Origin of the sequence: Bradyrhizobium rifense, assembly GCF_008123425.1 — a bacterium.
GTDB lineage: Bacteria > Pseudomonadota > Alphaproteobacteria > Rhizobiales > Xanthobacteraceae > Bradyrhizobium > Bradyrhizobium rifense.
The window spans coordinates 52205-75614 of the sequence record NZ_VSSS01000033.1 but is presented as its reverse complement, the minus strand read 5'-3'; the positions used below and the strand labels follow the sequence as shown (position 1 = coordinate 75614).

General features: G+C 64.3%; 22 protein-coding genes. 15 read left to right on the top strand and 7 right to left on the bottom strand.

Annotated elements, in window-relative coordinates; all coding sequences use genetic code 11:
- Window positions 1-3 precede the first annotated feature (3 nt).
- From FXB40_RS22650 to FXB40_RS22640, 3 genes are read left to right on the top strand one after another with little or no spacing between them, the layout of a single operon-like run.
- Entirely contained in the window at window positions 4-1254 is a 1251-nt protein-coding gene (locus FXB40_RS22650; RefSeq protein ID WP_148774421.1) for a Zn-dependent hydrolase, read from the top strand.
- Window positions 1255-1266: 12 nt separating this feature from the next.
- Window positions 1267-2178, top strand: a complete 912-nt coding sequence (locus FXB40_RS22645; RefSeq protein ID WP_148774420.1) for an NAD(P)-dependent oxidoreductase — start codon at window positions 1267-1269, stop codon at window positions 2176-2178.
- An 11-nt stretch (window positions 2179-2189) separates the two neighbouring features.
- On the top strand, window positions 2190-3263 hold the full coding sequence (locus FXB40_RS22640; protein WP_148774419.1) for a malate/lactate/ureidoglycolate dehydrogenase: 1074 nt from the start codon (window positions 2190-2192) through the stop codon (window positions 3261-3263).
- 61 nt (window positions 3264-3324) lie between these two features.
- Here the strand turns inward: FXB40_RS22640 and FXB40_RS22635 are convergent, their stop codons facing one another.
- A complete protein-coding gene (locus FXB40_RS22635) occupies window positions 3325-4398 on the bottom strand; it encodes a tartrate dehydrogenase (protein WP_148774418.1) in 1074 nt (357 codons plus the stop codon).
- Window positions 4399-4554: 156 nt separating this feature from the next.
- On the opposite strand from FXB40_RS22635, the gene FXB40_RS22630 reads away from it, so the two are divergent.
- Together FXB40_RS22630 and FXB40_RS22625 are read left to right on the top strand one after the other, a co-directional pair.
- On the top strand, window positions 4555-5331 hold the full coding sequence (locus tag FXB40_RS22630; RefSeq protein ID WP_148774417.1) for an SDR family oxidoreductase: 777 nt from the start codon (window positions 4555-4557) through the stop codon (window positions 5329-5331).
- A 113-nt stretch (window positions 5332-5444) separates the two neighbouring features.
- Window positions 5445-6863 (top strand): amidase, encoded by a 1419-nt coding sequence (locus FXB40_RS22625; RefSeq protein WP_148774416.1) that lies wholly within the window; start codon window positions 5445-5447, stop codon window positions 6861-6863.
- A 60-nt stretch (window positions 6864-6923) separates the two neighbouring features.
- Here the strand turns inward: FXB40_RS22625 and FXB40_RS22620 are convergent, their stop codons facing one another.
- Together FXB40_RS22620 and FXB40_RS22615 are read right to left on the bottom strand one after the other, a co-directional pair.
- Window positions 6924-8030 (bottom strand): amino acid ABC transporter permease, encoded by a 1107-nt coding sequence (locus tag FXB40_RS22620; protein ID WP_148774415.1) that lies wholly within the window; start codon window positions 8028-8030, stop codon window positions 6924-6926.
- A gap of 2 nt (window positions 8031-8032) precedes the next feature.
- The gene (locus FXB40_RS22615; protein ID WP_148774414.1) at window positions 8033-9220 is read right to left on the bottom strand and encodes an amino acid ABC transporter permease; all 1188 of its coding nucleotides are present in this window, start codon (window positions 9218-9220) and stop codon (window positions 8033-8035) included.
- Window positions 9221-9307: 87 nt separating this feature from the next.
- On the opposite strand from FXB40_RS22615, the gene FXB40_RS22610 reads away from it, so the two are divergent.
- From FXB40_RS22610 to FXB40_RS22595, 4 genes are all read left to right on the top strand, one after another.
- A complete protein-coding gene (locus tag FXB40_RS22610) occupies window positions 9308-10180 on the top strand; it encodes a MurR/RpiR family transcriptional regulator (RefSeq protein ID WP_148774413.1) in 873 nt (290 codons plus the stop codon).
- A 3-nt stretch (window positions 10181-10183) separates the two neighbouring features.
- Window positions 10184-11533 carry an aspartate aminotransferase family protein gene (locus FXB40_RS22605; protein ID WP_148774412.1) on the top strand — a complete coding sequence of 450 codons (1350 nt, stop codon included), beginning with the start codon at window positions 10184-10186 and terminating at the stop codon, window positions 11531-11533.
- A gap of 12 nt (window positions 11534-11545) precedes the next feature.
- A complete protein-coding gene (locus FXB40_RS22600) occupies window positions 11546-12559 on the top strand; it encodes an amino acid ABC transporter substrate-binding protein (RefSeq protein ID WP_148774411.1) in 1014 nt (337 codons plus the stop codon).
- Between the two features lie 61 nt (window positions 12560-12620).
- Window positions 12621-13259: an aspartate/glutamate racemase family protein gene (locus tag FXB40_RS22595; protein ID WP_148774410.1), complete on the top strand. Its 639-nt coding sequence runs from the start codon at window positions 12621-12623 to the stop codon at window positions 13257-13259.
- On the opposite strand, the gene FXB40_RS22590 is transcribed toward FXB40_RS22595, so the two are convergent.
- On the bottom strand, window positions 13256-13903 hold the full coding sequence (locus FXB40_RS22590; protein ID WP_148774409.1) for a TetR/AcrR family transcriptional regulator: 648 nt from the start codon (window positions 13901-13903) through the stop codon (window positions 13256-13258). The genes FXB40_RS22595 and FXB40_RS22590 overlap by 4 nt on opposite strands.
- Window positions 13904-14058: 155 nt before the next feature.
- On the opposite strand from FXB40_RS22590, the gene FXB40_RS22585 reads away from it, so the two are divergent.
- From FXB40_RS22585 to FXB40_RS22565, 5 genes are all read left to right on the top strand, one after another.
- Window positions 14059-14268 (top strand): ferredoxin, encoded by a 210-nt coding sequence (locus FXB40_RS22585; RefSeq protein WP_148774408.1) that lies wholly within the window; start codon window positions 14059-14061, stop codon window positions 14266-14268.
- Window positions 14269-14346: 78 nt separating this feature from the next.
- A complete protein-coding gene (locus tag FXB40_RS22580; RefSeq protein ID WP_148774407.1) occupies window positions 14347-15567 on the top strand; it encodes a cytochrome P450 in 1221 nt (406 codons plus the stop codon).
- A gap of 33 nt (window positions 15568-15600) precedes the next feature.
- Complete coding sequence (locus tag FXB40_RS22575; protein ID WP_148774406.1) at window positions 15601-16923, top strand: MFS transporter; 1323 nt, start codon at window positions 15601-15603, stop codon at window positions 16921-16923.
- A gap of 18 nt (window positions 16924-16941) precedes the next feature.
- Window positions 16942-17601 carry a sulfite oxidase-like oxidoreductase gene (locus tag FXB40_RS22570; protein WP_148774405.1) on the top strand — a complete coding sequence of 220 codons (660 nt, stop codon included), beginning with the start codon at window positions 16942-16944 and terminating at the stop codon, window positions 17599-17601.
- Between the two features lie 26 nt (window positions 17602-17627).
- Complete coding sequence (locus FXB40_RS22565; RefSeq protein ID WP_148774404.1) at window positions 17628-18851, top strand: bifunctional alpha/beta hydrolase/OsmC family protein; 1224 nt, start codon at window positions 17628-17630, stop codon at window positions 18849-18851.
- Window positions 18852-18912: 61 nt separating this feature from the next.
- Here the strand turns inward: FXB40_RS22565 and pdxR are convergent, their stop codons facing one another.
- Window positions 18913-20343, bottom strand: coding sequence for a MocR-like pyridoxine biosynthesis transcription factor PdxR (pdxR, locus tag FXB40_RS22560; protein ID WP_187437079.1), 1431 nt, complete (start codon window positions 20341-20343; stop codon window positions 18913-18915).
- Window positions 20344-20443: 100 nt separating this feature from the next.
- Here pdxR and FXB40_RS22555 point away from each other — a divergent pair, with 100 nt between their 5' ends.
- Complete coding sequence (locus FXB40_RS22555) at window positions 20444-21361, top strand: DMT family transporter (RefSeq protein ID WP_148774402.1); 918 nt, start codon at window positions 20444-20446, stop codon at window positions 21359-21361.
- Here FXB40_RS22555 and FXB40_RS22550 read toward each other — a convergent pair.
- Together FXB40_RS22550 and FXB40_RS22545 are read right to left on the bottom strand one after the other, a co-directional pair.
- Window positions 21340-22386: a YeeE/YedE family protein gene (locus FXB40_RS22550; RefSeq protein WP_148774401.1), complete on the bottom strand. Its 1047-nt coding sequence runs from the start codon at window positions 22384-22386 to the stop codon at window positions 21340-21342. The genes FXB40_RS22555 and FXB40_RS22550 overlap by 22 nt on opposite strands.
- A gap of 2 nt (window positions 22387-22388) precedes the next feature.
- Window positions 22389-23393, bottom strand: coding sequence for a quinone oxidoreductase family protein (locus tag FXB40_RS22545; protein WP_148774400.1), 1005 nt, complete (start codon window positions 23391-23393; stop codon window positions 22389-22391).
- Between the last annotated feature and the right edge of the window lie 17 nt (window positions 23394-23410).

Genomic DNA, 23410 nt, shown 5'->3' with positions numbered 1-23410 from the left:
CGCATGAGCCGAGCCGCGACTAATTTGCAGATCGATTCCGCCCGCCTCTGGGGCTCCATCCACGAGACCGCGCAATTCGGCGCGACGGCCAAGGGCGGTGTAAGGCGGCTGACGCTGAGCGGCGAAGACAAGCAGGTTCGCGACTGGTTCCGGAAAGCATGTGAAGACGCCGGCCTCGAGGTGCACGTCGATGCACTCGGCTCGCAGTTCGGCCTGCGCAAGGGTCGCGACATGTCGAAGCTGCCCGTCGGCATCGGCTCGCATCTCGATACCCAGCCGACCGGCGGCAAATACGACGGCATTTTGGGCACGCTCGGCGCGCTGGAGGTGATCCGCACGCTGAACGACGCCGGCATCGAGACCGAGGCGCCGATCTGCATCGTCAACTGGACCAACGAGGAAGGCTCGCGCTTCGCCCCGGCGATGATGGCGTCCGCAGCTTACGTCGGCGATTTCACCACCGACGACATTCTCTCGCGCAAGGACATCGAGGGCTCCACCGTCGGCCAGGCGCTCGACAGCATCGGCTATCGCGGCGACAAGCCGGTCGGTTTTCAGAAGCTCGGCTGCTTTGTCGAATTGCATATCGAGCAAGGTCCGATCCTCGAAGCGGAAGGCAAGACCATCGGCGTCGTCGATTCCGGACAGGGCGTATTGTGGTACGACGGCAAGATCTCCGGCTTCGAGAGCCATGCGGGCTCGACGCCAATGCCGCTGCGTCGCGACGCACTCGCAACGCTGTCGGAGATCGTGCTGGCGATGGAGGCCATCGCGAAGAAGCACGGACCGAACGCGGTCGGCACCATCGGCGAGGCCGTGATCGCAAATCCCTCGCGCAACGTCATTCCCGGCGAGATCGCGTTCACTATGGACTGCCGCAGCGCGGACGGCGCGATCATGGATGCGCTCGATCATGACCTGCGTGCCGCGATCTCGGAGATCGCCGCGCGCCGCAAGGTCGAGGTCAAGATTGATCTCGTCTGGCGCAAGCCGCCGACGCATTTCGACCCGAAGCTCATTGCGGCTGTCGAGAATGCGGCCAAGACGCTCGGCTATTCCTCCCGCCGCATCACCTCCGGCGCCGGCCACGATGCCTGCAACCTCAATACGGTGATGCCGGCGGCGATGGTGTTCGTGCCCTGCAAGGACGGCATCAGCCACAACGAGCTGGAGGACGCCACGCAGCCCGACTGCGCCGCGGGCACAAACGTGCTGATGCATACCGTGCTGGCGATCGCCGGCGTCGCATCCTGATCGGAGACAGACATGCGCGGAGTTTTCGTCGACGCCAATGAAGCGCTTGCCGTGATCATGGAGCGGCTGGAGAAGCCCGGCGATCCCAAGGTGCGGATCCACCGGGATCCCGATATCAAGCCCGAGCAATATCCGGAGATCCTCGACGGCGCCGAGATCGCGATCGTGGACCACACCGCGCTTCCCACCGAAGTCGCGAGAAAATGCGCGGGCCTCAAGCACGTCGTGTTCCTAGGCACCGGCGCGCGCAGCTATATGAATCCCGAAGAACTCGCCGAGCTCGGCATCTCCGTGCATCTGATCAAGGGCTATGGCGACACGGCCGTGGCTGAATCCGCGATCGCATTGATGTGGTCCTCCGCGCGCATCATCGCGATGATGGATCGCGAGATGCGCGTCGGCAATTGGCTGCGCGAGGACGGCATGCAGCTCACCGGCAAGACGCTGGGCCTGATCGGCTTCGGCGGTATCGCCGCCGAAGTCGCGCGCATCGCGTCCGGCAGCGGCATGAAGGTGATTGCCTGGAACCGCTCGCCGAAGACCTATCCCGGTGTGGAGTTCACTGATCTCGACACGGTCCTGGCGAAGAGCGACGTGGTCTCGTTGCATCTGCTGCTCAATGACGAGACGCGCGGCATGATCACGCGCGAAAAGATCGCGAAGATGAAGCCGGGCGTCATTCTCATCAACACCGCGCGCGCCGCCGTCGTCGACGAGCAAGCAATGATCGACGCACTGAAGTCGGGCCACATACGCCATGCCGGCCTCGATGTCTTCAACATCGAGCCGCTGCCCGCGGATCATCCGCTGACCAAGATACCGAACGTGACGCTGTCGGCGCATTCTGCCTTCCGCACGCCGGAGGCGAGCGAGAACCTGATTGAAGCGGCATGGGTCCACTGCCGCAGGATCGTGAAGGGATAAGAGCAACAACAATGGCCGACTATCGCACCATCAAGGCAGAACCGCTCATCAACGTCATCCGCGCCATCGTCAAGGCAGGCGGGTCTACGGATCGCGAAGCCGAGCTCGTGTCCACCAATCTCGTCGAGGCTAATCTGAAGGGACATGACTCGCACGGCGTCGGCATGATCCCGCGCTATGTTTCGAGCGTCACCACGGGCGGCCTCGCCGTGAACCAGCACGTCAAGATCGTGCTCGACACCGGTCCGCTCCTCACCCTCGACGGTCTCACCGGATACGGCCAGGTGATCGGCCATGAAGCGATGGAGCTGGCGGCAGAGCGCGCCAAGAGCAACGGCGTGTGTCTCGTCGGCCTCTCCAACGCCCACCACATCGGCCGCATCGGCCATTGGGCCGAGCAGTGCATCGACCACGGACTGGTGTCGATCCACTTTGTCAACGTGATCTCGCGTCCGATCGTGGCGCCCTGGGGCGGCAGCGATGCGCGCCACGGCACCAACCCGTTCTGCGTGGGCATCCCGCGCAGGGGCAAGGACCCGATCGTGCTCGACTTTGCCACCAGCAGGATTGCGCAAGGCAAGACCCGCGTCGCCCACAACAAGGGCGTCGAACTGGAGCCCGGCACCATCATCGACAACGAGGGCAAGCCGACCACCAATCCGCGCTACACCGTGATCCCGCCGCACGGCGCCATCCTGCCGTTCGGCGAGCACAAGGGCTCGGGGCTCGCGCTGGTGTGTGAAATCCTCGGCGGCGCGCTCTCCGGCGGGCAGGTGGTCAAGGGCCCGTCCGACGGTAAGTACAACGTCCTCAACGGCATGCTCTCGATCATCATCGATCCGGGCAAGCTCGGCACCGGCGAGAACCTGGCGCGCGAAGTCGAGAGCTTCGTCGCCTGGCACACCGGCTCGCCTCCAGGCCCCGGCGTCGACAAGGTCAAGATCGCCGGCGAACCCGAGCGCGAGACCAAAAAGAAGCGGCTCGCCGAAGGCATTCCGGTCGATCCAACCACCTGGCAGGAAATTCTGGAAGCCGGGAAGAAGTTCGGGCTGGACGAGGCGGCGCTTGAGAAGATTGCCGGATAAGCCATCACAACTGGCGTCATCCCGGCGAAGGCCGGGACGACGTCTTCGTTGGCAGCGCGCCTTAATCCACCATATCCGCGACCGCCTTGCCGCAGGCGGTCGTGTCGGCGTTGCCGCCGAGGTCCTTGGTGCGCAGCGTACGCTCAGCCAGCGTCCGTTCGATCGCATCGACAATCGACTTGCCGGCGACCTTCTCACCGAGATGCTCGAGCATCATCGCGCCCGACCAGATCGCGCCGATCGGGTTGGCAATGCCCTGCCCTGCGATGTCAGGCGCCGAGCCGTGCACCGGCTCGAACACCGACGGGAAATCGCCCTCGGGATTGATGTTGCCTGACGGCGCGATACCGATCGTGCCGGTGCAGGCTGGGCCGAGGTCGGACAGGATGTCACCGAACAGGTTGGAGCCGACAACGACGTCGAACCAGTCCGGATGCAGCACGAAGTTCGCGGTGAGAATGTCGATGTGGTACTTGTCCCACTTCACGCCCGGAAACTTCTTCGCCATCGCCTCCACGCGCTCGTCCCAATAGGGCATGGTGATGGAGATGCCGTTGGACTTGGTCGCCGACGTCAAATGCTTCTTCGGCCGCGACTGCGCGAGCTCGAAGGCGAACTTCAGGATGCGGTCGACGCCCACCCGGGTCATCACCGTCTGCTGGGTGACGAACTCGCGGTCGGTGTCGGGGAACATGCGGCCCCCGACCGAGGAATATTCGCCTTCGGTGTTCTCACGCACCACCCAGAAATCGATATCACCGGGCTTGCGGCCCGCCAGCGGCGACGGCACGCCGGGCATCAACCGCACCGGGCGCAGATTCACATACTGATCGAACTCGCGCCGAAACTTGATCAGCGAGCCCCACAGCGAGACGTGATCCGGAATCTTGGCCGGCCAGCCGACCGCGCCGAAATAGATCGCGTCATGCTTGCCGATCTTCTCTTTCCAGTCGTCCGGCATCATCTGGCCGTGCTTCTCGTAATATTCCCAGGACGAGAAGTCGAAATGATCAAAATGCAGGGAGACCCCGTGCTTCTTCGCGGCTGCCTCCAAAACGCGCAGGCCCTCCGGCATCACTTCCTTGCCGATGCCGTCGCCGGGAATGACTGCGATCCGGTATTGTTTCTTGCTCATCGAGAACGTCCTTTTTTAGTCCGGCAGCCGCCGCCTTTTTGACCGCACTGCAATGGACCAAAGTCAGCGGCAGTGCAACGCTGCACTGCAATGTTGACCGTGGCGCGACGTACCGCCTACTGATTTCATTCAGTTCCCACCGAGCGAGTACCTCTCATGGATCTGCATCTGCGTGGCAAGCGCGTCCTGATCACAGGCGCGTCCAAGGGCATTGGCGCTGCTGCCGCCGAAGCGTTTGCAGAGGAAGGCGCGCATCTCCTGCTTGCTGCCCGCAACGGCGAGCAACTCAAGGCGCTGGCCGACCGCTTGCGCTCGGCGCATCAGATCGATACTGCGACCAGCATCGTGGATTTGCGCGATGCCGAGGATCTCGCGCGGCTGGCAAAAGAGGCCGCCGACATCGACGTGCTCGTCAACAATGCCGGCGACATCCCCGGCGGCTCGATCGACAAGATCGATGAAGCCACCTGGCGCCACGCCTGGGAATTGAAGGTGTTCGGCTATATCAACCTGACGCGGCAGATTTACGCGCAGATGAAGGCCAAGGGCGGCGGCGTCATCGTCAACGACATCGGTGCTGCCGGCGAAAAATTCGACGCGAATTACATCTGCGGGAGCGCCGGCAATGCCGCGCTGATGGCTTTCACCCGCGCGCTCGGGGGCAAGAGCCTCGCCGACAACATCCGCGTGGTCGGCATCAATCCCGGCCCTGTCGGCACCGACCGTCACGTCACGCTGCTCAAGACGCGCGCAAAGCACCAGTTCGGCGACGAGAACCGTTACAAGGAATTCCAGAAGAGCCTCCCGCTCGGCCGCCCCGCGCATGCGCGCGAGATCGGCGACCTCATGGCGTTCCTCGCGTCGGATCGCGCCGGCTATACGTCCGGCGTGATCTACACGGTCGACGGCGGCATCAGCGCAGGATGGGGTTAGTTGATCCGTCATTGCGAGCGCAGCGAAGCAATCCAGGAATGCATCCGCTGTGGCAGTCTGGATTGCTTCGCGGCGGTCGCAACGACGACCCAACAAGCATAGGAGTAAAATAATTGTCTCAAGACCTGATCCGCGAAACCGCCTGCACCGTCGTCGACAAGCTGCGCTCCGGCGACATTTCTCCACTCGAGTTGCTGGACGTGGTGGAGAGGCGCATCAGTGAGGTCGACGGCAAGGTCAACGCACTGCCGACGCTGTGCTTCGACCGCGCGCGGAGCAACGCGAAAGCTCTGATGCAGAAGCCGGCCGGTGCACGCGGGCTGCTGGCGGGCCTGCCAGTGCCGATCAAGGACCTGACCGATGTCGCGGGTGTGCTGAACACCCAGGGCTCGCCAATCTTCAAGGACAACATTCCCGTGACGTCCGACCTCATGGTCGAGAACCTCGAGGCCAATGGCGCGGTGGTCTACGCAAAATCCAACACGCCGGAATTCGGCGCCGGCGCCAACACCTTCAACGAAGTGTTCGGCGCGACGCTCAATCCCTGGGATACATCGAAGTCGGCAGCCGGCTCCTCCGGCGGCGCCGCGGTGGCGCTTGCGACGGGCATGGCGTGGCTGGCGCAGGGCTCTGACATGGGCGGCTCCTTGCGCAGCCCCGCGGCCTTCTGCGGCGTCGTCGGCATGCGGCCGAGCATCGGCCGCGTCGCCCATACTCCCAAATCCGGCATCGATCGCAATCTCGGCGTCGTCGGCCCGATGGCGCGCAATGTCGAGGACCTCGCATTGCTGCTCGACGCCATGAGCGGCGACTATGCGGACGATCCGCTGTCACTGCCGGCGCCTGCAACCTCTTTCCTGTCGGCGGCACAATCGGGCAGGAAGCCAAAGCGTATCGCCTACTCGCCCAATCTCGGCATCACACCGGTCGATCCCGAGGTGAAGGCGATCACGCGCAAGGCGGCCGAGCGCTTCGCAGAAGCCGGCGCCATCGTCGAGGAGGCGCATCCCGATTGGCGCGAGGCGCATGAATGCTTCCACGTGCTGCGCGCCTTCGATTTCGCGCTCACCAAGGCCAATCTGCTGCGCACCAAGCGCGACCTGCTCAAGCCCGAAGTGATCTGGAACATTGAGGAGGGCCTCAAGCTCACCGTCGAACAGCTCGCGCGCGCCGAAGCCCAGCGCGTCGGCATGACCGCGCGCGCGATCGAGTTCTTCAAGACGTATGACCTCCTGCTGACGCCGACCACAATCGTGCCGCCCTTCCCGATCGAGCATCGCTATGTCGCGGAATGCGCCGGCAAGAAGTTCGAGAACTATGTCGAATGGCTCGGCATCGTCTACGCGATCACGCTGGCCTGCTGCCCGTCACTATCGCTGCCCTGCGGCTTCACCGCCTCCGGCTTGCCGGTCGGCGTACAGGTCGTCGGTGCGCCGCGCGCGGATGCGCAGGTGATCGCGGGCGCGAAGGTGCTGGAGGACATTTTGGGCCTGCGCGGGCAGACGCCGATTGATCCGCGGGTGAAGAAGTAGGGCGCTACGCGCTCGGTGCGCTCCCTCGCCCCGCTCTTGCGGGGCGAGGTTAAGAAGCCCTCACCTCGCGCTCGTCGCCTCCAGGCTGCGGCTATAGCGCGACATCGCGAAACAGAAGACGAAATAGATCGCGGCGACGAAGATATAGACCTCGACCGAGAACTGCTGCCAGGCCGGATCGATGATCGCGGTTTTCGCCGTCGTCAGCAGGTCGAAGATGCCGATGATCAGGACCAGGCTGGTATCCTTGAAGAAGGCGATGAAGGTGTTGACCAGCGGCGGGATGACGTGGCGAATCGCCTGCGGCAGGACGACCAGCCGGTGTTTGCGCCAGTAGGACAGCCCGAGCGCGTCAGCGGCCTCATATTGCCCCCGCGGCACGGCCTGGAGGCCGCCGCGGATAACTTCGGCGAGATAGGCGCCCGCAAAAAGAATGATCGCGATCTGCGCTCGCAACAGCTTGTCGATGTTGAATCCGCTGGGCATGAACAGCGGAAACATCACGCTCGCCATAAAGAGAAGGCTGACCAGCGGCACGCCGCGAATCAGTTCGACATAGAGCACGCTCAGCGAGCGGATCGCCGGCAGCTTTGAGCGCCGGCCGAGCGCGACCAGAATGCCGAGAGGGAAGCCGAACGCCAATCCGAACGTTGCCAGGATCAATGTCACCGGCAGCCCGCCCCAGCGATCCTGCGAGACGAAGGACAGCCCGAACACGCCGCCCCACATCAGCACGCTGATCAGCGCTAGCGCGCCGATCCAGAGATAGGCCAGTTCGCGCCGCCAGAGCGCGCGGCGCGTGGAGAGAAAGAACAGCGCGATGAACAGCACGACGGAGAGCGCAGGCCGCCATTGCTCGTCGAACGGATAGGTGCCGAACAGGATGAACCGGTATTTCTCGGGGATGACGGCCCAACAGGCACCAAGGCCGCGCGCTGCCTTGCAGGCGCTGGAATCGTTGGCCGGCGCGAACCAGACCGCGTTCGCAATGCCCCACTGAACGAAGCTCACCACGCCTTTCGTCAGTACCGCCAGCAGAACGACCGTCAGAATGCCATTGGGGATCGATGAAAACAGATTGGTACGCAGCCAGCGCAGCACCGGATTGCCGATTTGCGGACGTCGGGCAGCGCGCGGCAAGTCCGGCATATCAGTGATTGCCGTCATGCTCAGCGCTCCGCCAGCGCGATGCGCGCATTGAACCAGTTCATGAAGAAGCTGATGCCGAGGCTGATCGTGAGGAAGACAGCCATGATCAGCGAGATCGCCTCGATCGCCTGCCCGGTCTGGTTCAGCGTGGTGTTGGCGACCGAGACTACGTCCTGGTAACCGATCGCGACGGCGAGCGAGGAGTTCTTGGTCAAATTGAGATACTGGCTCGTCATCGGCGGCACGATCACGCGCAGCGCCTGCGGCAGGATGATCTGCCGCAGCATGAAGCTGCGGCGCAGGCCGAGCGCGCTGGCGGCGTCCCACTGCCCGCGCGGCACCGACTGGATGCCGCTCCGCACGATCTCGGCGATGAAAGCCGACGTATAAGTGACGAGGGCGATCAGCAGCGCGAAATATTCCGGCGCGAGCGTCAGCCCGCCGACGAAGTTGAAGCCGCGCAGCTCAGGCCATTCGATTGTCCAGGACACGCCGAGCAACAGCGACACCGCTACCGGCAGCACGACAATGAGACCAAGCGCAAAGGGCCAGGCCGGCCGCGGCTTGCCGTCACGGATCTGCTGCGCGACCAGCCATCGCTGAATGACAAAGAAAGCAGCGCAGCCCAGCACGGCCGCGCCGAGCACCCAGAGCTGCGGCGAGCCCACCGGGATCGCCGGCAGGATCAGACCGCGATTGGAGAGGAAGACGCCCTCGACCGGCCGCCACGCCGCACGCGCGGCCGGCAACGCCTGCATCAACACGTACCAGAACAACAGCTGAAGCAGCAGCGGGATGTCGCGCAGGACTTCGACATAGACGGCAGCGAACCGCGACAGCAGCCAGTTCGCCGACAGCCGCGATATCCCGATCAGCGTACCAAATATGGTCGCAAGCACGATGCCGATCACGGCGACACGCAACGTGTTGGCGACGCCGACGACGAAGGCCCAGAGGTAGCTGTCTTTCGGATTGTAGGCCAGCAGGCTGTCGGCGATCGGCATGCCTGCTTCGCGGCCGAGAAAGGCAAAGCCGGTGGTGATGCGGCGAGCCGAGAGGTTGGTGACGGTGTTGGACCAGAGGAACACGATGACGGCGACCGCAATGCCGACCACCAACACCTGCCAGAACAGGCCCTTCAGTTCGTTCGGCCCGAGCGCGCCGAAAAAGCTGCGGCGCGGCGGCGGCCTGGGATCGTCTGAGGTCACGGCACAAAAATCCTTCCTGAAAACAGCGATTTCCGGCGGCTCACGTCAACTGTTGCACCAAACCAAGAACCGTGCAACAAATGTTTCATGGTCGAGCCCGCGAAATCCTCGCCGCTGAGCGAACTGCGCATTGCATTGCCATCGCTTCCGATGCGGTTGCAGGAGGTCGGACGTTTCGTCGCAGCCAACGATTATGACGCCACCACGCGTTCGATGCGCGATCTGGCGGCGGAAGCCGGTGCAGATCCTGCGGCGTTCACGCGCCTTGCGAAGGCGATCGGCTATTCCGGCTGGGACGACTTACGCGCCGCGCTGACGGAGGCACGGCGGCCGTCGCCGACCTCGCCCTTCTCGGCTCGCGCCAAAGGCCGCCGCCACGGCCCGGACTCAGACGTCACGCTCATCACCGACAAGCTCGAGGCCGAGGCTGCGGGCCTGCCGCGCATCTCCGCCCACGCGATCGCGGACGCGGCCCGCACCCTGCACGATGCAAAACGGATCTGGATCACCGGCTATCGCAGCTGCCGCAGCGTCGCGGAATTGCTCAACTACGAACTCCGGCTGTTTCGCCCCGAGCAGGTGCAGATCGTCGGCGCGTCCGGCCCCGACGATCTCGATCTCGGCGCATTCCGGCCCGGCGAGGCCGTGATCGTCATCGGCTTCATGCCTTACACCAATGCCAGCGTCCGGGTCGCACAGGCTGCCTATCGTGCCGGCGCGAGGCTGATCGCGATCGCGGACAGCGTAGCCGCGCCGATGGCCGAGGGCGCCGACCACGTCTTGCTGTTCGAAGCCGCCTCCTCGCCCGGCTTCTTCCCGAGCCTCACCGGCGCGCTCGCGATTGCGCAGTCGCTGGCCGCAGTGACGTTCTCCCTCGGCGGCACCGCCGCCAAGAAACGGCTCCAGGACACCGAGGCGCGGCTGGCCGCGACTTCCACCTACGTCTCAGAGAAAGGTTGATCCATGAGCACCCGCACCAGCCGCGTGCTGCATCGCTCGTTGCGTGAGACGCCCCCCAAGGCGATCGGCGGCGAAGGCGTTTATCTCTTTGCCGAGGATGGGCGGCGCGTGATCGACGCGTCCGGCGGCGCCGCGGTGTCCTGCCTCGGCCATCAGCATCCGCGCGTGATCGCGGCAATGACGAAGCAGGCCTCGACGCTCGCCTATGCCCACACCGCCTTCTTCTCCTCCGAGCCGGCCGAGGCGCTCGCAGAGGCGCTGGTCGGGCATGAGCCCGGTGGTCTCGCTTACGCCTATTTCGTCAGCGGCGGATCGGAGGCGATCGAAGCCAGCATCAAGCTCGCGCGACAATATTTCATCGAGCGCGGCGAGCCGCAGCGACAGCATTTCATCGCGCGGCGGCAGAGCTATCACGGCAACACGCTCGGCGCGCTGGCCGCCGGCGGCAACGCCTGGCGCCGCGCGCCCTATGCGCCCCTGCTCTCGGCCGCCTTCAGCCACGTCACGCCGGCGTTTGCGTATCACGAGAAGCACGACGGCGAGTCCGACACGCAGTTCGTGGCGCGGCTCGCCGCAGAACTCGAGGCCGAGTTCCAGCGTCTTGGTCCGAACACCGTTGCTGCATTCCTCGCCGAGCCGGTCGTCGGCGCCACCGCCGGCGCGGTGACCGCGCCCGACGGCTATTTCAAGGCGGTGCGCGAGATCTGCGACCGGCACGGCGCTCTTCTCATTCTCGATGAGGTCATGTGCGGCATGGGCCGCACCGGCACCACGCACGCCTGGCAGCAGGAAGGCGTCGCCCCGGATATCCAGGCGATCGCAAAGGGGCTCGGCGGCGGCTACCAGCCAATCGGCGCAATGCTTGCGAGCGGCAAGATCATCGACACCATCCGCTCCGGCTCGGGCGCGTTCCAGCACGGCCATACTTATCTGGCGCATCCCCTCGCCTGCGCGGCTGCGCTCGCGGTGCAGGACGTGATACGGGAGGACAATTTGCTTGAGCAAGTGAAGCAGCGCGGCAAGCAGCTCGAACAGCGGCTCACCGAGCGCCTCGGCAATCACCGCCATGTCGGAGATATCAGGGGACGCGGGCTATTCTGGGCGATCGAGCTCGTCGCCGATCGTGCCAGCCGCATCTCGTTCGACCCGGCACTCAAGCTCAATCAGAAGATCAAGGCGGGAGCCTTCGCCAACGGGCTCGGCTGCTATCCCGGCGGCGGCACTGTGGATGGCGTCCGCGGCGACCATGTGCTGCTGGCGCCGCCCTATATCGCTTCGGCTGACGAGATCGATCAGATCGTCGACAAGTTGGGTACAGCCGTCGACAACGTTTTGCGTAGTGTCAATCACTGAGGGGAGAGTCACATGATGAGGACAATGGTTATCGCGGCGAGCGTGCTCGCGGCATCGGCGGTGGTCGCCCAGGCGGCGACGCTCGACACGGTCAAGAGCCGCGGCACGCTGGTGTGCGGCGTCAGCGCGGGCTTTGCCGGCTTCTCGGCACCGGACTCGCAAGGCAATTACAAGGGTCTCGACGTCGACTATTGCCGCGCGCTCGCGGCCGGTGTGCTCGGTGATGCCAACAAGGTGCGTTACGTCTCTCTGACCGCGCAGAACCGCTTCACCGCGCTGCAATCGGGCGAAATTGACGTGCTCTACCGCAACTCGACGCAGACTTATCTGCGCGGCGTCACGCTGGGCCTGCGGCAGGGTCCGATCAACTTCTACGACGGCCAAGGTTTTGTCGTAAAGAAGGACCTCGGCGTGAAGGAGATCAAGGACCTGAAGGGCGCCACCGTTTGCGTTGCGCAAGGCACCACGCACGAAGTCACGCTCGGCGATTACGGCCGCGCCAACGGCATCGACTGGAAGCCGCTGGTGTTCGACCGCGTCGACACCATGTACCAGACCTTCTTCGGCGGCCGCTGCGATGCCATGACCCAGGACGCCTCCGCGCTTGCCGGTGCCGTGACGACCGCCGCGCCAAACCCGGCCGACTACGTCGTACTGCCGCAGACCATCAGCAAGGAGCCGCTCGGGCCCTTCAGCCGCAACGGTGACGAGGTCTGGAGCGACATCATCACCTGGCTGCATTACGGCCTGATCGAAGCCGAGGAGCTCGGCGTCACCCAGGCCAATGTCGACGAGATGACGAAGTCGCAGACCCCCGCGATCCAGCGGCTACTCGGCGCCTCCGGCGATCTCGGCTCGCGGCTTGGTCTTGACAACAAATGGCTGGTCACGGCGATCAAGGCCACCGGCAATTACGGCGAGATCTATGAGCGCAACGTCGGCAAGGCGAGCCCGCTCAAGCTCGAGCGCGGCCTCAACGGCCTCTGGAGCAAGGGCGGCTTGATGTACGCGGTGCCGTTCAAGTAAAGAGCCCCTCACCCCAGCCCTCTCCCCGTCAGAACGGGGCGAGGGAAAAGAGACACCACCCATGCGCATCGCCCTGATCCACGCCCTCAAGCACTCCATCGCCCCGATCGAGGCGGCGTTCGCGCAGGCGTGGCCGGAGGCGCGGCTGATGAACCTGCTCGACGACAGCCTGTCGGCGGATCTGGCGCGCGACGGCAAGCTTAGCGATGCCATGACCGAGCGCTTTCTTGCGCTCGGCGATTATGTGACAGCGACGGAGGCGAACGCGATCCTGTTCACCTGCTCGGCCTTCGGTCCCTGCATCGATGCCGTCGCGCGGGCGCATGCGCCGATGCCGGTGCTCAAGCCGAACGAAGCGATGATCGAACGGGCCGTGACGATGGGCAAGAAGATCGGCCTGCTCTCGACCTTCCCGCCGACGCTGGTCTCGATGCCGCCGGAGTTTCCAGCCTCCGTCCAGATCGTGCCGAAGCTTGCCGACGGCGCGCTGGCCGCACTCGACCGCGGCGACCGAGCCACGCATGACCGGCTGATCGTCGAGGCGTCAAGGGACCTTCGCGATTGCGACGTCATCGCGCTGGCCCAGTTCAGCATCGCCGCAACTGCGCCGCTCGTTGCGGAGGCCACCGGCCGCCCCGTCGTGACCACGCCGGATAGCGCAGTCGAAAAGCTGATGCGGCTGCTGAAAGCGACGGCCTAAGCGTCGGCCTTCTTTCGACGCTGCGCGTCCTTGATCGCGAGGGCGAGCGCGGCCTTCGTCTCGTTCACAAAATCCTCGACCAGTTCCTCGCGCGTGGCATGTGCGGCCTCACCGGTGAACAGGCCCTGCTCGGCCAGCATCACGACGCCGTGCAGCGCCGCCCAGATCTTGAGCGCCTGGCGCTCGCGCAAATATCTGACGGCTGGCGCTTCCAGCGCTTCGATGACGAGCGCAAATGTTTCACGGGTCGCCTCGTGCAGCTCGCTGCCCTTGGCTGCGCAAGACACCGTGCGCGAGGCAAACATCAACCGATAGATGCCGTTGCGGCGCAGGCCAAAATCGAGCGTTGCCTGCGCCAGCCGCGACAGCTTTGATTGCTTCGACGGCTTCGCCATCGCCTCCCTGAGAAGCGCGCTGAGCTGCCGGAACGCCTCCGCCGTCACCGCGGCAAGCAATGCCTCGCGGTCAGCGAAATGACGGTACGGCGCTGGCTGCGAAACCCCGAGCTGCTTTGCCAGCGCCTTGATGCTGATCGCTTCCACTCCGCCCTGTTCCGCCTCGCGTAACGCGGCCTTGATCAAGGCGTCGCGGAGATCGCCATGGTGGTAGGTGTTTTCGGGCTTGCGAGCGAGTTGTGAACGCATGTTACGGCGAAGCCTATAAGTTTGCGCTTGACAGGGGAAGCCTGCCGCGAATGTAATAGCATATAACTTAGAATAAGCGGCAAATGTCGCAGACAACATTGACAAGAGGAACGCGCCGCCCTTCGGGCCACGCGCAGACGATCGAGGGAGCCGCAATGGCAGAACGACTGAGAGTTCACGTCGATCCCGACAAATGCCAGGGCCACGCACGCTGCAAGGCGCTGGCGCCGGAGCTGTTCGAGCTCGATGAATACGGCAACGCCCACGAAGCCGGAGACGGCACGGTTCCGCCGGGCCTCGAAGACAAGGCCTGGCTTGCCAAATCCAACTGCCCGGAAATCGCGATCGATGTGATCGAGGAGTAGCGCGGCCCCTGCCCGCGCGCGCTTTGAGTGCCTTCAGCGAACACGAGCCCCAAGGGATATTCAAGGGATTTTCCTGCCATGTCCGACGTGAGCCAGCCCACTGCCCATCCGCCCGTGACCGACTGGGTCAATGATTTCGACCACACCGATCCGCAATGGACGGACGATCCCTTCCCGATCTGGGAAGAGCTGCGCGCCGCGAGCCCGGTCGTGCATACCGAGCGCTTCCTCGGCTGCTATATGCCGACGACCTATGAGGCGGTGCGCGAAATCGCCAACGACGCCGAGCATTTTTCGTCGCGCCGCATCATCGTCCGCGATGTGCGCCCCGAGGTCGCCCGAAACGCGGCCCCGCCGATCACCTCCGATCCGCCCGTCCACAAGCCGGCCAAGCAATTGCTGCTGCCGCCGTTCACGCCGGATGCGATGAAGAAGCTCGAGCCGCGCATGCGTGCGATCTGCAACGAGCTGATCGACGGATTCATCGCCGACGGCAAGGTCGATGCCGCAGCGCAGTACGGCAAATACATTCCGGTTCAGGCCATCGCGCACATGCTCGGTATTCCCGAGAGCGACAGCGATCTCTTCATCAACTGGATCCACATGATCCTGGAGCTCGGCATCAAGGACGAGAACAAGCTGCTCCAGGCGGTGCAGGAGATGAGCGCCTATTTCAGGACGCATATCGAGGAACGGAGGTCGAAGCCGACCAAAGATCTCATCTCCTATTTGATGAATGCCAAGGACAAGGAAGGCCAGCCGCTGGAGGAGTCGCACGTGCTGGGCTCGCTGCGGCTGCTCCTGATCGCCGGCATCGACACCACCTGGAGCGCGATCGGCTCCTCGCTGTGGCATCTCGCCCGGACGCCGGCCGATCGCGAGCGGCTGATCGCCGAGCCCGGGTTGATCCCGATCGCCGTGGAGGAGCTGCTGCGGGCCTACTCGCCGGTGACGATGGCCCGCGAGGTGGTCAAGGAGACCACGGTCTCAGGCTGCCCGGTCAAGGCGGGCAACATGGTGCTGCTGTCGTTCCCGGCCGCCAATCGCGATCCCAAAATGTTTCCGGACGCTGACAAGGTCGTCATCGACCGGCGGGAAAACCGCCATGCCGCCTTTGGCCTCGGCATCCACCGCTGCGTTGGTTCCAACCTGGCGCGGATGGAGATGCAGGTCGCGCTGGAGGAATGGCTGAAGCGGATTCCGGACTTCCGGCTCGACCCGGCGGGCACCGTGACCTGGTCACAAGGCACGGTAAGAGGCCCCCGCCAGTTGCCATTTCTGCTTGGAAAGGCGATGTAGGCTCTCAGACACAGGATTTCTGGGAGGCCGGACGTGACAGAGCAGGCAATCAAACCGGCCTCCGACCACATTGACATCGCCGACGCCGAACGCCGGATCAAGGCGATCTTCATCGGCTCGATCGGCAATCTCGTCGAATGGTATGACTTTTACGCCTATACGGCGTTTGCGCTCTACTTCGCCCCGGCCTTCTTCCCCGGCAGCGACCCCGTGGTCCAGCAATTGAACATCGCCGTGGTGTTCGCGGCGACCTTCCTGATGCGCCCGCTGGGCGGCTGGCTGTTCGGCTATATCGCCGATCACTACGGCCGGCGCATCTCGCTGACGCTGTCGGTCGTGTTCATGTGCTTCGGTTCGCTGATTATCGCGCTGACGCCGACCTATGCCACGATCGGCTTTGCCGCCCCGGTGATTCTGGCGCTCGCCCGCGTGATCGAGGGCCTGAGCCTTGGCGGCGAATATGGTGCCAGCGCCACTTACCTCAGCGAAGTCGCCGATCCCAAGCATCGCGGTTTCTATTCGAGCTTCCAGTACGTGACCCTGATCGGCGGCCAGCTCACCGCGATCATCGTGCTGCTGCTCCTGCAAAAGGTCTTCCTGACGCCCGACGAACTGAAGGCCTGGGGCTGGCGCATCCCGTTCGCGATCGGCGCTGCGCTCGCGATCTTCGCCGCGGTGATGCGGCGCAACCTGCATGAGACTGAAGCCTTTGAGGAAGCCAAGAAGGTCGTGCAGCCGACCGGCTCGATCACCAATCTGCTGCGCTATCCGCGCGAGCTTTTGCTCGTGGTCGGCCTCACCGCCGGCGGTACCGCGGCGTTCTACACCTTCACCACCTACATGCAGACCTTCGTCAAGCTCTCGGTGGGCCTGACCGAAGACCAGACCACCTTCGTGATCTTCGGCACGCTGATCTTTGCGACCATCCTGCAGCCGATCTATGGCGCGATCTCCGACAAGATCGGCCGCAAGCCGCTTTTGATCTTCTTCGGTGTCGCTGGCTCGCTGGCGACCGTGCCGCTTTTGATGACGCTGAAGGAGACCAAGTCGCCTTTCATGGCCTTCATCCTGATCTGCTGCGCCTGGCTGTTCGTCGCCGGCTACACCTCGATCAATGCGGTGGTGAAGGCCGAGCTGTTCCCGACCAATGTCCGCGCCCTCGGTGTTGGCCTGCCCTATGCCATCACCGTCTCGATCTTCGGCGGCACGGCGCCCGCGATCGCGCTTTATTTCAAGAGCATCGGGCACGAGGAGTGGTTCTACTACTATCTCGCCGGCGTCATCTTCCTGTCGCTGATCATCTATTCTACCATGCGCGACACCAAGCATGCCTCCGCGATGCACCGCCACGAGTAGCTCATTTTCGAGTAGATCATGGCCGACGAAACGCCATCCGACAGCAAGCTGACGCGCACCAAGGAGAAATGGGCGCGCGAGGGCCGCTTCCTCACCGGCAAGGTGACGCGCCCGGAAGACCAGCGGCTGCCGCCAGGCCAGCATCTGACAAAAGACTGGCCGGTACTTGATCTCGGGGTCTTGCCACCGGTCTCCCGCGAGCGCTGGCGGCTCGACGTCTACGGCGCGATCGAGACCCCCGTGTTCTGGACCTTTGCTGAGTTCGCCGCGCAGAAGCAGGTGCAGTTCACCTCCGACATCCATTGTGTGACGACCTGGTCGCGTTACGACAATGTGTGGGAAGGGCTCGCGACACGCGAATTGCTCGCAGCCTGCCAGCCTCGGGACGATGCGCGTTTCGTGGTGCTGCATTCATCTGATGGCTACACCACCAACCTTGCACTGGAAGACTTTGCCGCCGAGGACGCGCTACTCGCCCATAGCTGGTCGGGCCAGCCGCTGTCCAGCGAGCATGGTGGCCCGGTACGACTCGTGGTGCCGCATCTGTATTTCTGGAAGAGCGCGAAATGGCTCCAGGCCATCGAATTCGTCACCGAGGACGCGCCGGGCTTCTGGGAAGTCCGCGGCTATCATAACCGCGGCGATCCCTGGGCAGAGCAGCGCTATTCAGCCGACTAAGGTCGAGCAAAGACAAGGGGGAGCCCATGCCGACGGAACGCTTTCAATTCACCGGCGAAGGCGGTCATCAGCTCGCAGCCGCGCTGGAGCTGCCTGACGGCGAGCCCGTAGCTTACGCACTGTTCGCCCACTGCTTCACCTGCGGCAAGGACACGCTGGCCGCCAGGCGCATCTCCGTTGCACTTGCCGCCAGGGGCATCGCGGTGCTGCGCTTCGATTTCACCGGGCTTGGCTCCAGCGAAGGCGATTTCGCCAATTCGACGTTCTCGTCCAACGTCGCCGATCTCGTGCATGCCGTCGATCACCTGCGTGCGACCCGCAAGGCACCATCGATCCTGATCGGGCACAGTCTCGGCGGCGCGGCGATCCTGGCGGCCGCCGGAAAGATTCCGGAAGCCAAGGCGGTCGCAACCATCGCGGCGCCGTCTGATCCTGCTCACGTCACCGGTCTTTTCAAAGAACATATCGACGACATCCGAGCGCAGGGCGAGGTCGAAGTCTCGCTCGCCGGGCGACCGTTCCGGATCAAGCGCGAGTTCCTCGACGACGTCGCCGAACACGAGCTGATGAAGGACATCACCGGCTTGCACAAGGCGCTGCTGGTGATGCAGTCACCAGTCGACGACACCGTCGGCATCGACAACGCGACCAAGATCTTTGTTTCGGCAAAACACCCCAAGAGCTTTGTCTCGCTCGACCATGCCGATCATCTGCTGACCAAGCCGGCCGATGCGCTCTACGCGGCCGATGTGATCGCAGCCTGGGCGAGCCGCTACATCGACGCGGCAAAGCCGGTACAAACGTCGAGTTCCTCGGAGGAGCCGCGAAGGGTCGTGGTGCAGGAGACCCGCAAGAGCAAGTTCAACCAGATCATCACCGTCGGGCCGCATCATCTGGTGGCGGACGAGCCGGTGGCGGCCGGCGGCGAAGATACCGGTCCCGGGCCCTATGATTTCCTTCTCGCCGGTCTCGGTGCCTGCACCTCCATGACCATGCGACTCTATGCTGACCGCAAGTCGCTGCCGCTCGACCGCGTTACCGTCACTTTGAAGCATTCAAAAATCTACGCCAAGGACTGCGCGGAGTGCGATACGCGGGACGGCATGCTCGACCAGATCGAGCGAGATATCGCAATCGACGGCGCGCTTGATGGCGAGCAACGCAAGAAGCTGATGGAGATCGCCGACAAGTGCCCGGTACACCGGACGCTGACCTCGGAGATCCGCATCGTCACGAAGGCGGTGGACTAGCACGTTATTGTTTGAGCATGATCTTTTCGGAAAACCGCTTCACACTTTTCCGGATCATGCTCTAGAAGCACGACGCCATCGTTCGTACCGCAGCACTGATCTCGCTCTCGCGCCAGGCCGCAAAGCCGAGCAACAGGCCATGATCGCACGGCTTGCCCAGCGCCAGGCTGGATAGAGCGCGGGTTTCAACGCCTGCGTCGACCAATCGCTTCACCGCCGCCTGATCGGCGCGCCCGCGCTTGAGGCGGGCGACGAGCTGGATGCCGCCCGAGGGCACCTCGACTGAGAGCACTTCGCCGAGATGACGCTCCAGTCCCTCGACGAGGTGATCGCGCCGTGCGTGATAGAGACGGCGCACCCGGCGCAGATGCGCCAGAAAATGCCCATCGGCGATAAATTCGGCGAGCGCTTCCTGGATGTGACTGGAAGCGATCAAGCCGATATGCCGCTGCGCGATCTCGAATGTGCTAACCAGCGCCGGCGGCACGACGAGATAGCCGAGCCGGATATCCGACGTCATCGCCTTCGAGAACGTGCCGACATAAAACACGCGGCCATGGGCATCGAGCCCCTGCAAGGCTGGCACCGGCCGGCTGTCATAGTGGAATTCACCGTCGTAATCGTCCTCGACGATCCAGGTCTTGCCGGGCCTGCTCGACCTGAGAAACGCGGTGCGCCGGGCCAGCGACATCAGCCGTCCGGTCGGATGCTGGTGCGATGGCGTCATGAAGACGAGCTTGGGCACGGCCATTCCCGGCATCGGCTGCATGCCCTGCTCATCCAGCTTGATGCCAGTCACGCGCGCGCCTGACGCACGGAAGGCGGCCGCGGCGCCGGGATAGCCGGGATCCTCGACCCAGACGTCGTCGCCCGGCCTAACGAGTGCAGCCGCTATCAAGGTCAGCGCAGCCTGTGCGCTTGGCAGGATCAGGATCTGGTCCACCGTGGCGCGAACGCCTCTGCTAGTCGCGAGATAATGCGCCAGCGCCTCGCGCAGGCGTGTGCGGTTGACCGGACCAAGCTCGCGCCTGGCCGCGCGCACGGCGCTGTGGCGCAGGCAGCGCGCCCACACCTCGTTCGGAAACTCCCTGAAATCGCCGTGCCCCGGCCGCAACGGTTTTTGAGGCGCCTGATAGGACATCGGCCAGTCCGTCTGCCTGAGCTGCGAAGCCCAAGGCGAGAGCTGCGGCCTGGCGGAGCGAACGCGCGAAGCGACGGCGCCCGCTGCTTCGATGCGCTCAGCACCATCGATCGTCACCACGGGACGACGTCCGTGCGACGCCTCCAGATATCCTTCAGCGGCGAGTTGCTCGAACGCATAGGTGACGGTGTTGCGGGAGACGCCGAGATCGCTCGCAAGCCGGCGGCTCGACGGCAGCGCGCGGCCTCTGGCGAGGCGGCCGGCCGCGATCAGGCTTCGAAGCTGGCTCGTCAGTTGCGCCACCAACCCTTCATCGTCGGCCCGGTTCAGGCCGATCAAGCCGGAGATCATGCTTTCTGAAACTGGCACCTTATTCCTCTCCGATCTGGCACTTATTCAGGTGCCAGTCGGGATGCTATCTCGCAGACCAAATTGCTTCAAGGATTCTGCGATGAACTCTTCCCTCTCTCCCCGCACAGCCATCGGGCTGTTCCTCATCGTCGTGCTGGCCTGGGGCGTGAACTGGTCGATCACGAAGCAGCTCGTGCAATTCCTTCCACCATTGTGGACTTCGGCTATCCGGAGCTGGATCGCGCTGGCTGGCCTGTTCGTGATCCTGGGACTGAGCAACAATCTGGTGATTCCGAAGCGGCGCGACATTCCTGTGGTCCTGAGCGTCGCGCTGCTGCACATGACGATATTTTCGGTCCTGGTTGCGGCCGGTGTGCGGTTCCTGCCCGCGAGCAAGGCCATCGTGCTCGGCTACACGACGCCGCTCTGGGTCGCGATCGCTGCCCCCCTGCTCGGGAAGGACACCCTGACGGCGCCGAAGCTCGCCGGCGCCCTGCTCGGACTGGTTGGGCTTGCCGTGATCCTGAACCCGACGTCGATCGACTGGACCAACGCAAACGTCGTGCTCGGCGCCGGCATGGTGATCCTGGCCGCGATCTCCTGGGCCGCGAACATCATCTATATCCGCGCGCATCGCTGGATCGCGTCCCCGCTCCAGCTTTTGATCTGGCAGGTGCTCGTGGCAACCATCGTGCTCACAGGGTCGGCGCTGATCACGGATGGCCTGCCGCATGCGGAATGGTCGTGGAGGCTCGTGCTGCTGTTCCTGTACTCCGGCCTGATCGGGACCGCGCTGGCCTATTGGGCGATGTCGATGGTCAACAAGAGCATCTCGGCTCTGACGACGGCGCTCGGCACCACCGGGACGCCGCTCGTCGGCATCGCCAGTGCGGCCATCCTGCTGGGTGAGCCCATCGACATCAGTCTGGCCGTTGCAGCCGGACTGATCGTGGCCGGCATTGGCCTTGCGACGCTGGGCGACCGGCTGCTGCGCCGTCAGGCCACCGCCAGCGGCTGAACGCGCAAGCCTGCCGTCGTGCCGAGCAGGATGCCGGCGACCGCAATGAACGAGCCCAGCGCGAGCGTCGATATGCCGGTAAGCCCCTGCCCGATCGAGCAGCCGAACGCCATCACCCCGCCGATCCCCATCAGGGCGGCGCCACCAGCCGATCGCAGCATGTGGCGTGGCGATGAATAGCCTTCGAGATGGAAGCGGCCCGTGGCGAGCGCGGTCACCAGACTGCCGGCAAAGACGCCGACAACGGTCGCGATGCCGAAGTTGAGCATCAGGCCCGTCGAGAGCATCGCGTATTGCAGGCTATCGGCGATCGGCGCGATGAAGGTGAGCGAGGTCACCGGGACGGGATTGAAGTCGTCTGCACCGAGATAGCCAGTGACGTACCAGCCACCGGCAACGAGCAGACCGACAATGACGCCCGCCGCGATCTGGCCCGGCGAGCGGCGAAACACTGGATGCGCGAAAGCAAAAAGGATCAGCGCGGCGACGATCGCAGCTGCGGCCAGCGCGCGCGAACCGGCTTCACCGAGGCCAAGCGTCGTCAATAGTGTCGGCAGCGAATTAACGCTGACGGTCGTTTGAGAAGCCTGAACCAGCGCAATGCGTGCCGGCGCGATCAGGCCTTTGAGCGTCATCTGCGCGGCAATGGCGAGCACGATCACGACGACGAAGGAGCGGAGATTGCCGCGGCCGAGCAGCACCAGCGCGCGCGAGCCGCAGCCGTTCGACAGCACCATGCCGTAGCCGAACAGCAGGCCGCCCAGGAAAAGCACCGGCACCGAAAAGGTTGCTTGCAGGTAGATCGACTTGCCGAGGTCGACCATGCCCTTGCCAGCGAGGAACTGGCTCGCGGCAATCGCGACCGCGATCGCCAACGCGTAGCTGCGCACCAGCCGCCCGTCCCCATCCGTCAGAAAGCCGCGCATGCTGCTCATCAGGCAGAAGCCACTGAGCAGGCCGACGGCGCCATAGACCAGGCCAATGATGAGGCCGGCGAGGATGACGAGCTGGGCGGGCGACTCCATGATTACGGCTTCAGGATCACGCGATCCCGCGAGGAGCCGGCGACCGCAACGTAGGCTTCCTTCGCGCGCTCGAGCGGATAGATCGCATTCGCGTTGATCGGGAACGGCTTCAGCTGCCCGCTCGCAAAGCCGGGACCGAGATCGCGCAGCACGGCAGCGGTCGCGACCGACGACAGGCCGAGTGTGTCGATACCGACATAGGTGTGTTGTCCCCGGTAGAATTCGAGGATGTTGAACTGCACGATGCGGTCGATGGCGGCAATGAGGATCTGGCGGCCGCGCAGCGCAAGCGACTTGTGCGCCGCCTGGAAATAGGGATCGCCGACCGTGTTGAAGACGATGTCGGCACCCTTGCCGCCGGTCAATTCGCGCACGCGTGTGGCGACGTCCGTTGTTGAAGCGTCGATGACCTCGATCGGCGCATTGCTGTGGCCTTCATAGGCTTCCGCCTTGCGCACCACGCCGATGACACGAGCACCCTGCCATGTCGCGATCTGCACCGCGGCCTGACCGACCTTGCCGTTGACGCCGAACACGAGAACCGTCTCGCCGCTCTTCGGCACGCCCGCGCGGCGAAAGCCTTCCATCGCGGTGACGAAGGGCACACCGATGCCGGCGGCCTCCTCCCAGGATGCGCTCGCCGGCTTCTCCACGACCGCGTCAGCTTCGACCACGAGATGGCTCGCATGAGTGCCGTCGCGGCGGATGCCGAGATCACCAGAGGAGCCGAACACCTCGCGGCCGATCGTGCCGGCCGGCCCGTCGATCACCACGCCGGCATAGTCTCGGCCGGGCGTACGCGGGAACACGGCATAGGGCATCAGCCCCGTGGCAGCCTTGACGTCGGACGGGTTGACGGCGGCAGCCTTCACCTCGATCAGGAGATCGTTCGGGCCGCGCGTCAGCGTATGGCGCTCGACGCTGGGTGCAACCGCAGCGGCGTTTTCGGCCTTGGCATTGAGGCGGACGCAACGCGCCTCGACGGCTTTGGTATCTGCTGGTGACATAAGAAAGACCCGCGATG

Bases quoted from the DNA above. Each gene is read 5' to 3' on its own strand.
- FXB40_RS22650 (WP_148774421.1), top strand. From the start codon at position 4: ATGAGCCGAGCCGCGACTAATTTGCAGATCGATTCCGCCCGCCTCTGG.
- FXB40_RS22645 (WP_148774420.1), top strand. From the start codon at position 1,267: ATGCGCGGAGTTTTCGTCGACGCCAATGAAGCGCTTGCCGTGATCATG.
- FXB40_RS22640 (WP_148774419.1), top strand. From the start codon at position 2,190: ATGGCCGACTATCGCACCATCAAGGCAGAACCGCTCATCAACGTCATC.
- FXB40_RS22635 (WP_148774418.1), bottom strand. From the start codon at position 4,398: ATGAGCAAGAAACAATACCGGATCGCAGTCATTCCCGGCGACGGCATC.
- FXB40_RS22630 (WP_148774417.1), top strand. From the start codon at position 4,555: ATGGATCTGCATCTGCGTGGCAAGCGCGTCCTGATCACAGGCGCGTCC.
- FXB40_RS22620 (WP_148774415.1), bottom strand. From the start codon at position 8,030: ATGACGGCAATCACTGATATGCCGGACTTGCCGCGCGCTGCCCGACGT.
- FXB40_RS22610 (WP_148774413.1), top strand. From the start codon at position 9,308: ATGGTCGAGCCCGCGAAATCCTCGCCGCTGAGCGAACTGCGCATTGCA.
- FXB40_RS22605 (WP_148774412.1), top strand. From the start codon at position 10,184: ATGAGCACCCGCACCAGCCGCGTGCTGCATCGCTCGTTGCGTGAGACG.
- FXB40_RS22600 (WP_148774411.1), top strand. From the start codon at position 11,546: ATGATGAGGACAATGGTTATCGCGGCGAGCGTGCTCGCGGCATCGGCG.
- FXB40_RS22595 (WP_148774410.1), top strand. From the start codon at position 12,621: ATGCGCATCGCCCTGATCCACGCCCTCAAGCACTCCATCGCCCCGATC.
- FXB40_RS22590 (WP_148774409.1), bottom strand. From the start codon at position 13,903: ATGCGTTCACAACTCGCTCGCAAGCCCGAAAACACCTACCACCATGGC.
- FXB40_RS22585 (WP_148774408.1), top strand. From the start codon at position 14,059: ATGGCAGAACGACTGAGAGTTCACGTCGATCCCGACAAATGCCAGGGC.
- FXB40_RS22580 (WP_148774407.1), top strand. From the start codon at position 14,347: ATGTCCGACGTGAGCCAGCCCACTGCCCATCCGCCCGTGACCGACTGG.
- FXB40_RS22570 (WP_148774405.1), top strand. From the start codon at position 16,942: ATGGCCGACGAAACGCCATCCGACAGCAAGCTGACGCGCACCAAGGAG.
- FXB40_RS22565 (WP_148774404.1), top strand. From the start codon at position 17,628: ATGCCGACGGAACGCTTTCAATTCACCGGCGAAGGCGGTCATCAGCTC.
- pdxR (WP_187437079.1), bottom strand. From the start codon at position 20,343: ATGATCTCCGGCTTGATCGGCCTGAACCGGGCCGACGATGAAGGGTTG.
- FXB40_RS22555 (WP_148774402.1), top strand. From the start codon at position 20,444: ATGAACTCTTCCCTCTCTCCCCGCACAGCCATCGGGCTGTTCCTCATC.
- FXB40_RS22550 (WP_148774401.1), bottom strand. From the start codon at position 22,386: ATGGAGTCGCCCGCCCAGCTCGTCATCCTCGCCGGCCTCATCATTGGC.
- FXB40_RS22545 (WP_148774400.1), bottom strand. From the start codon at position 23,393: ATGTCACCAGCAGATACCAAAGCCGTCGAGGCGCGTTGCGTCCGCCTC.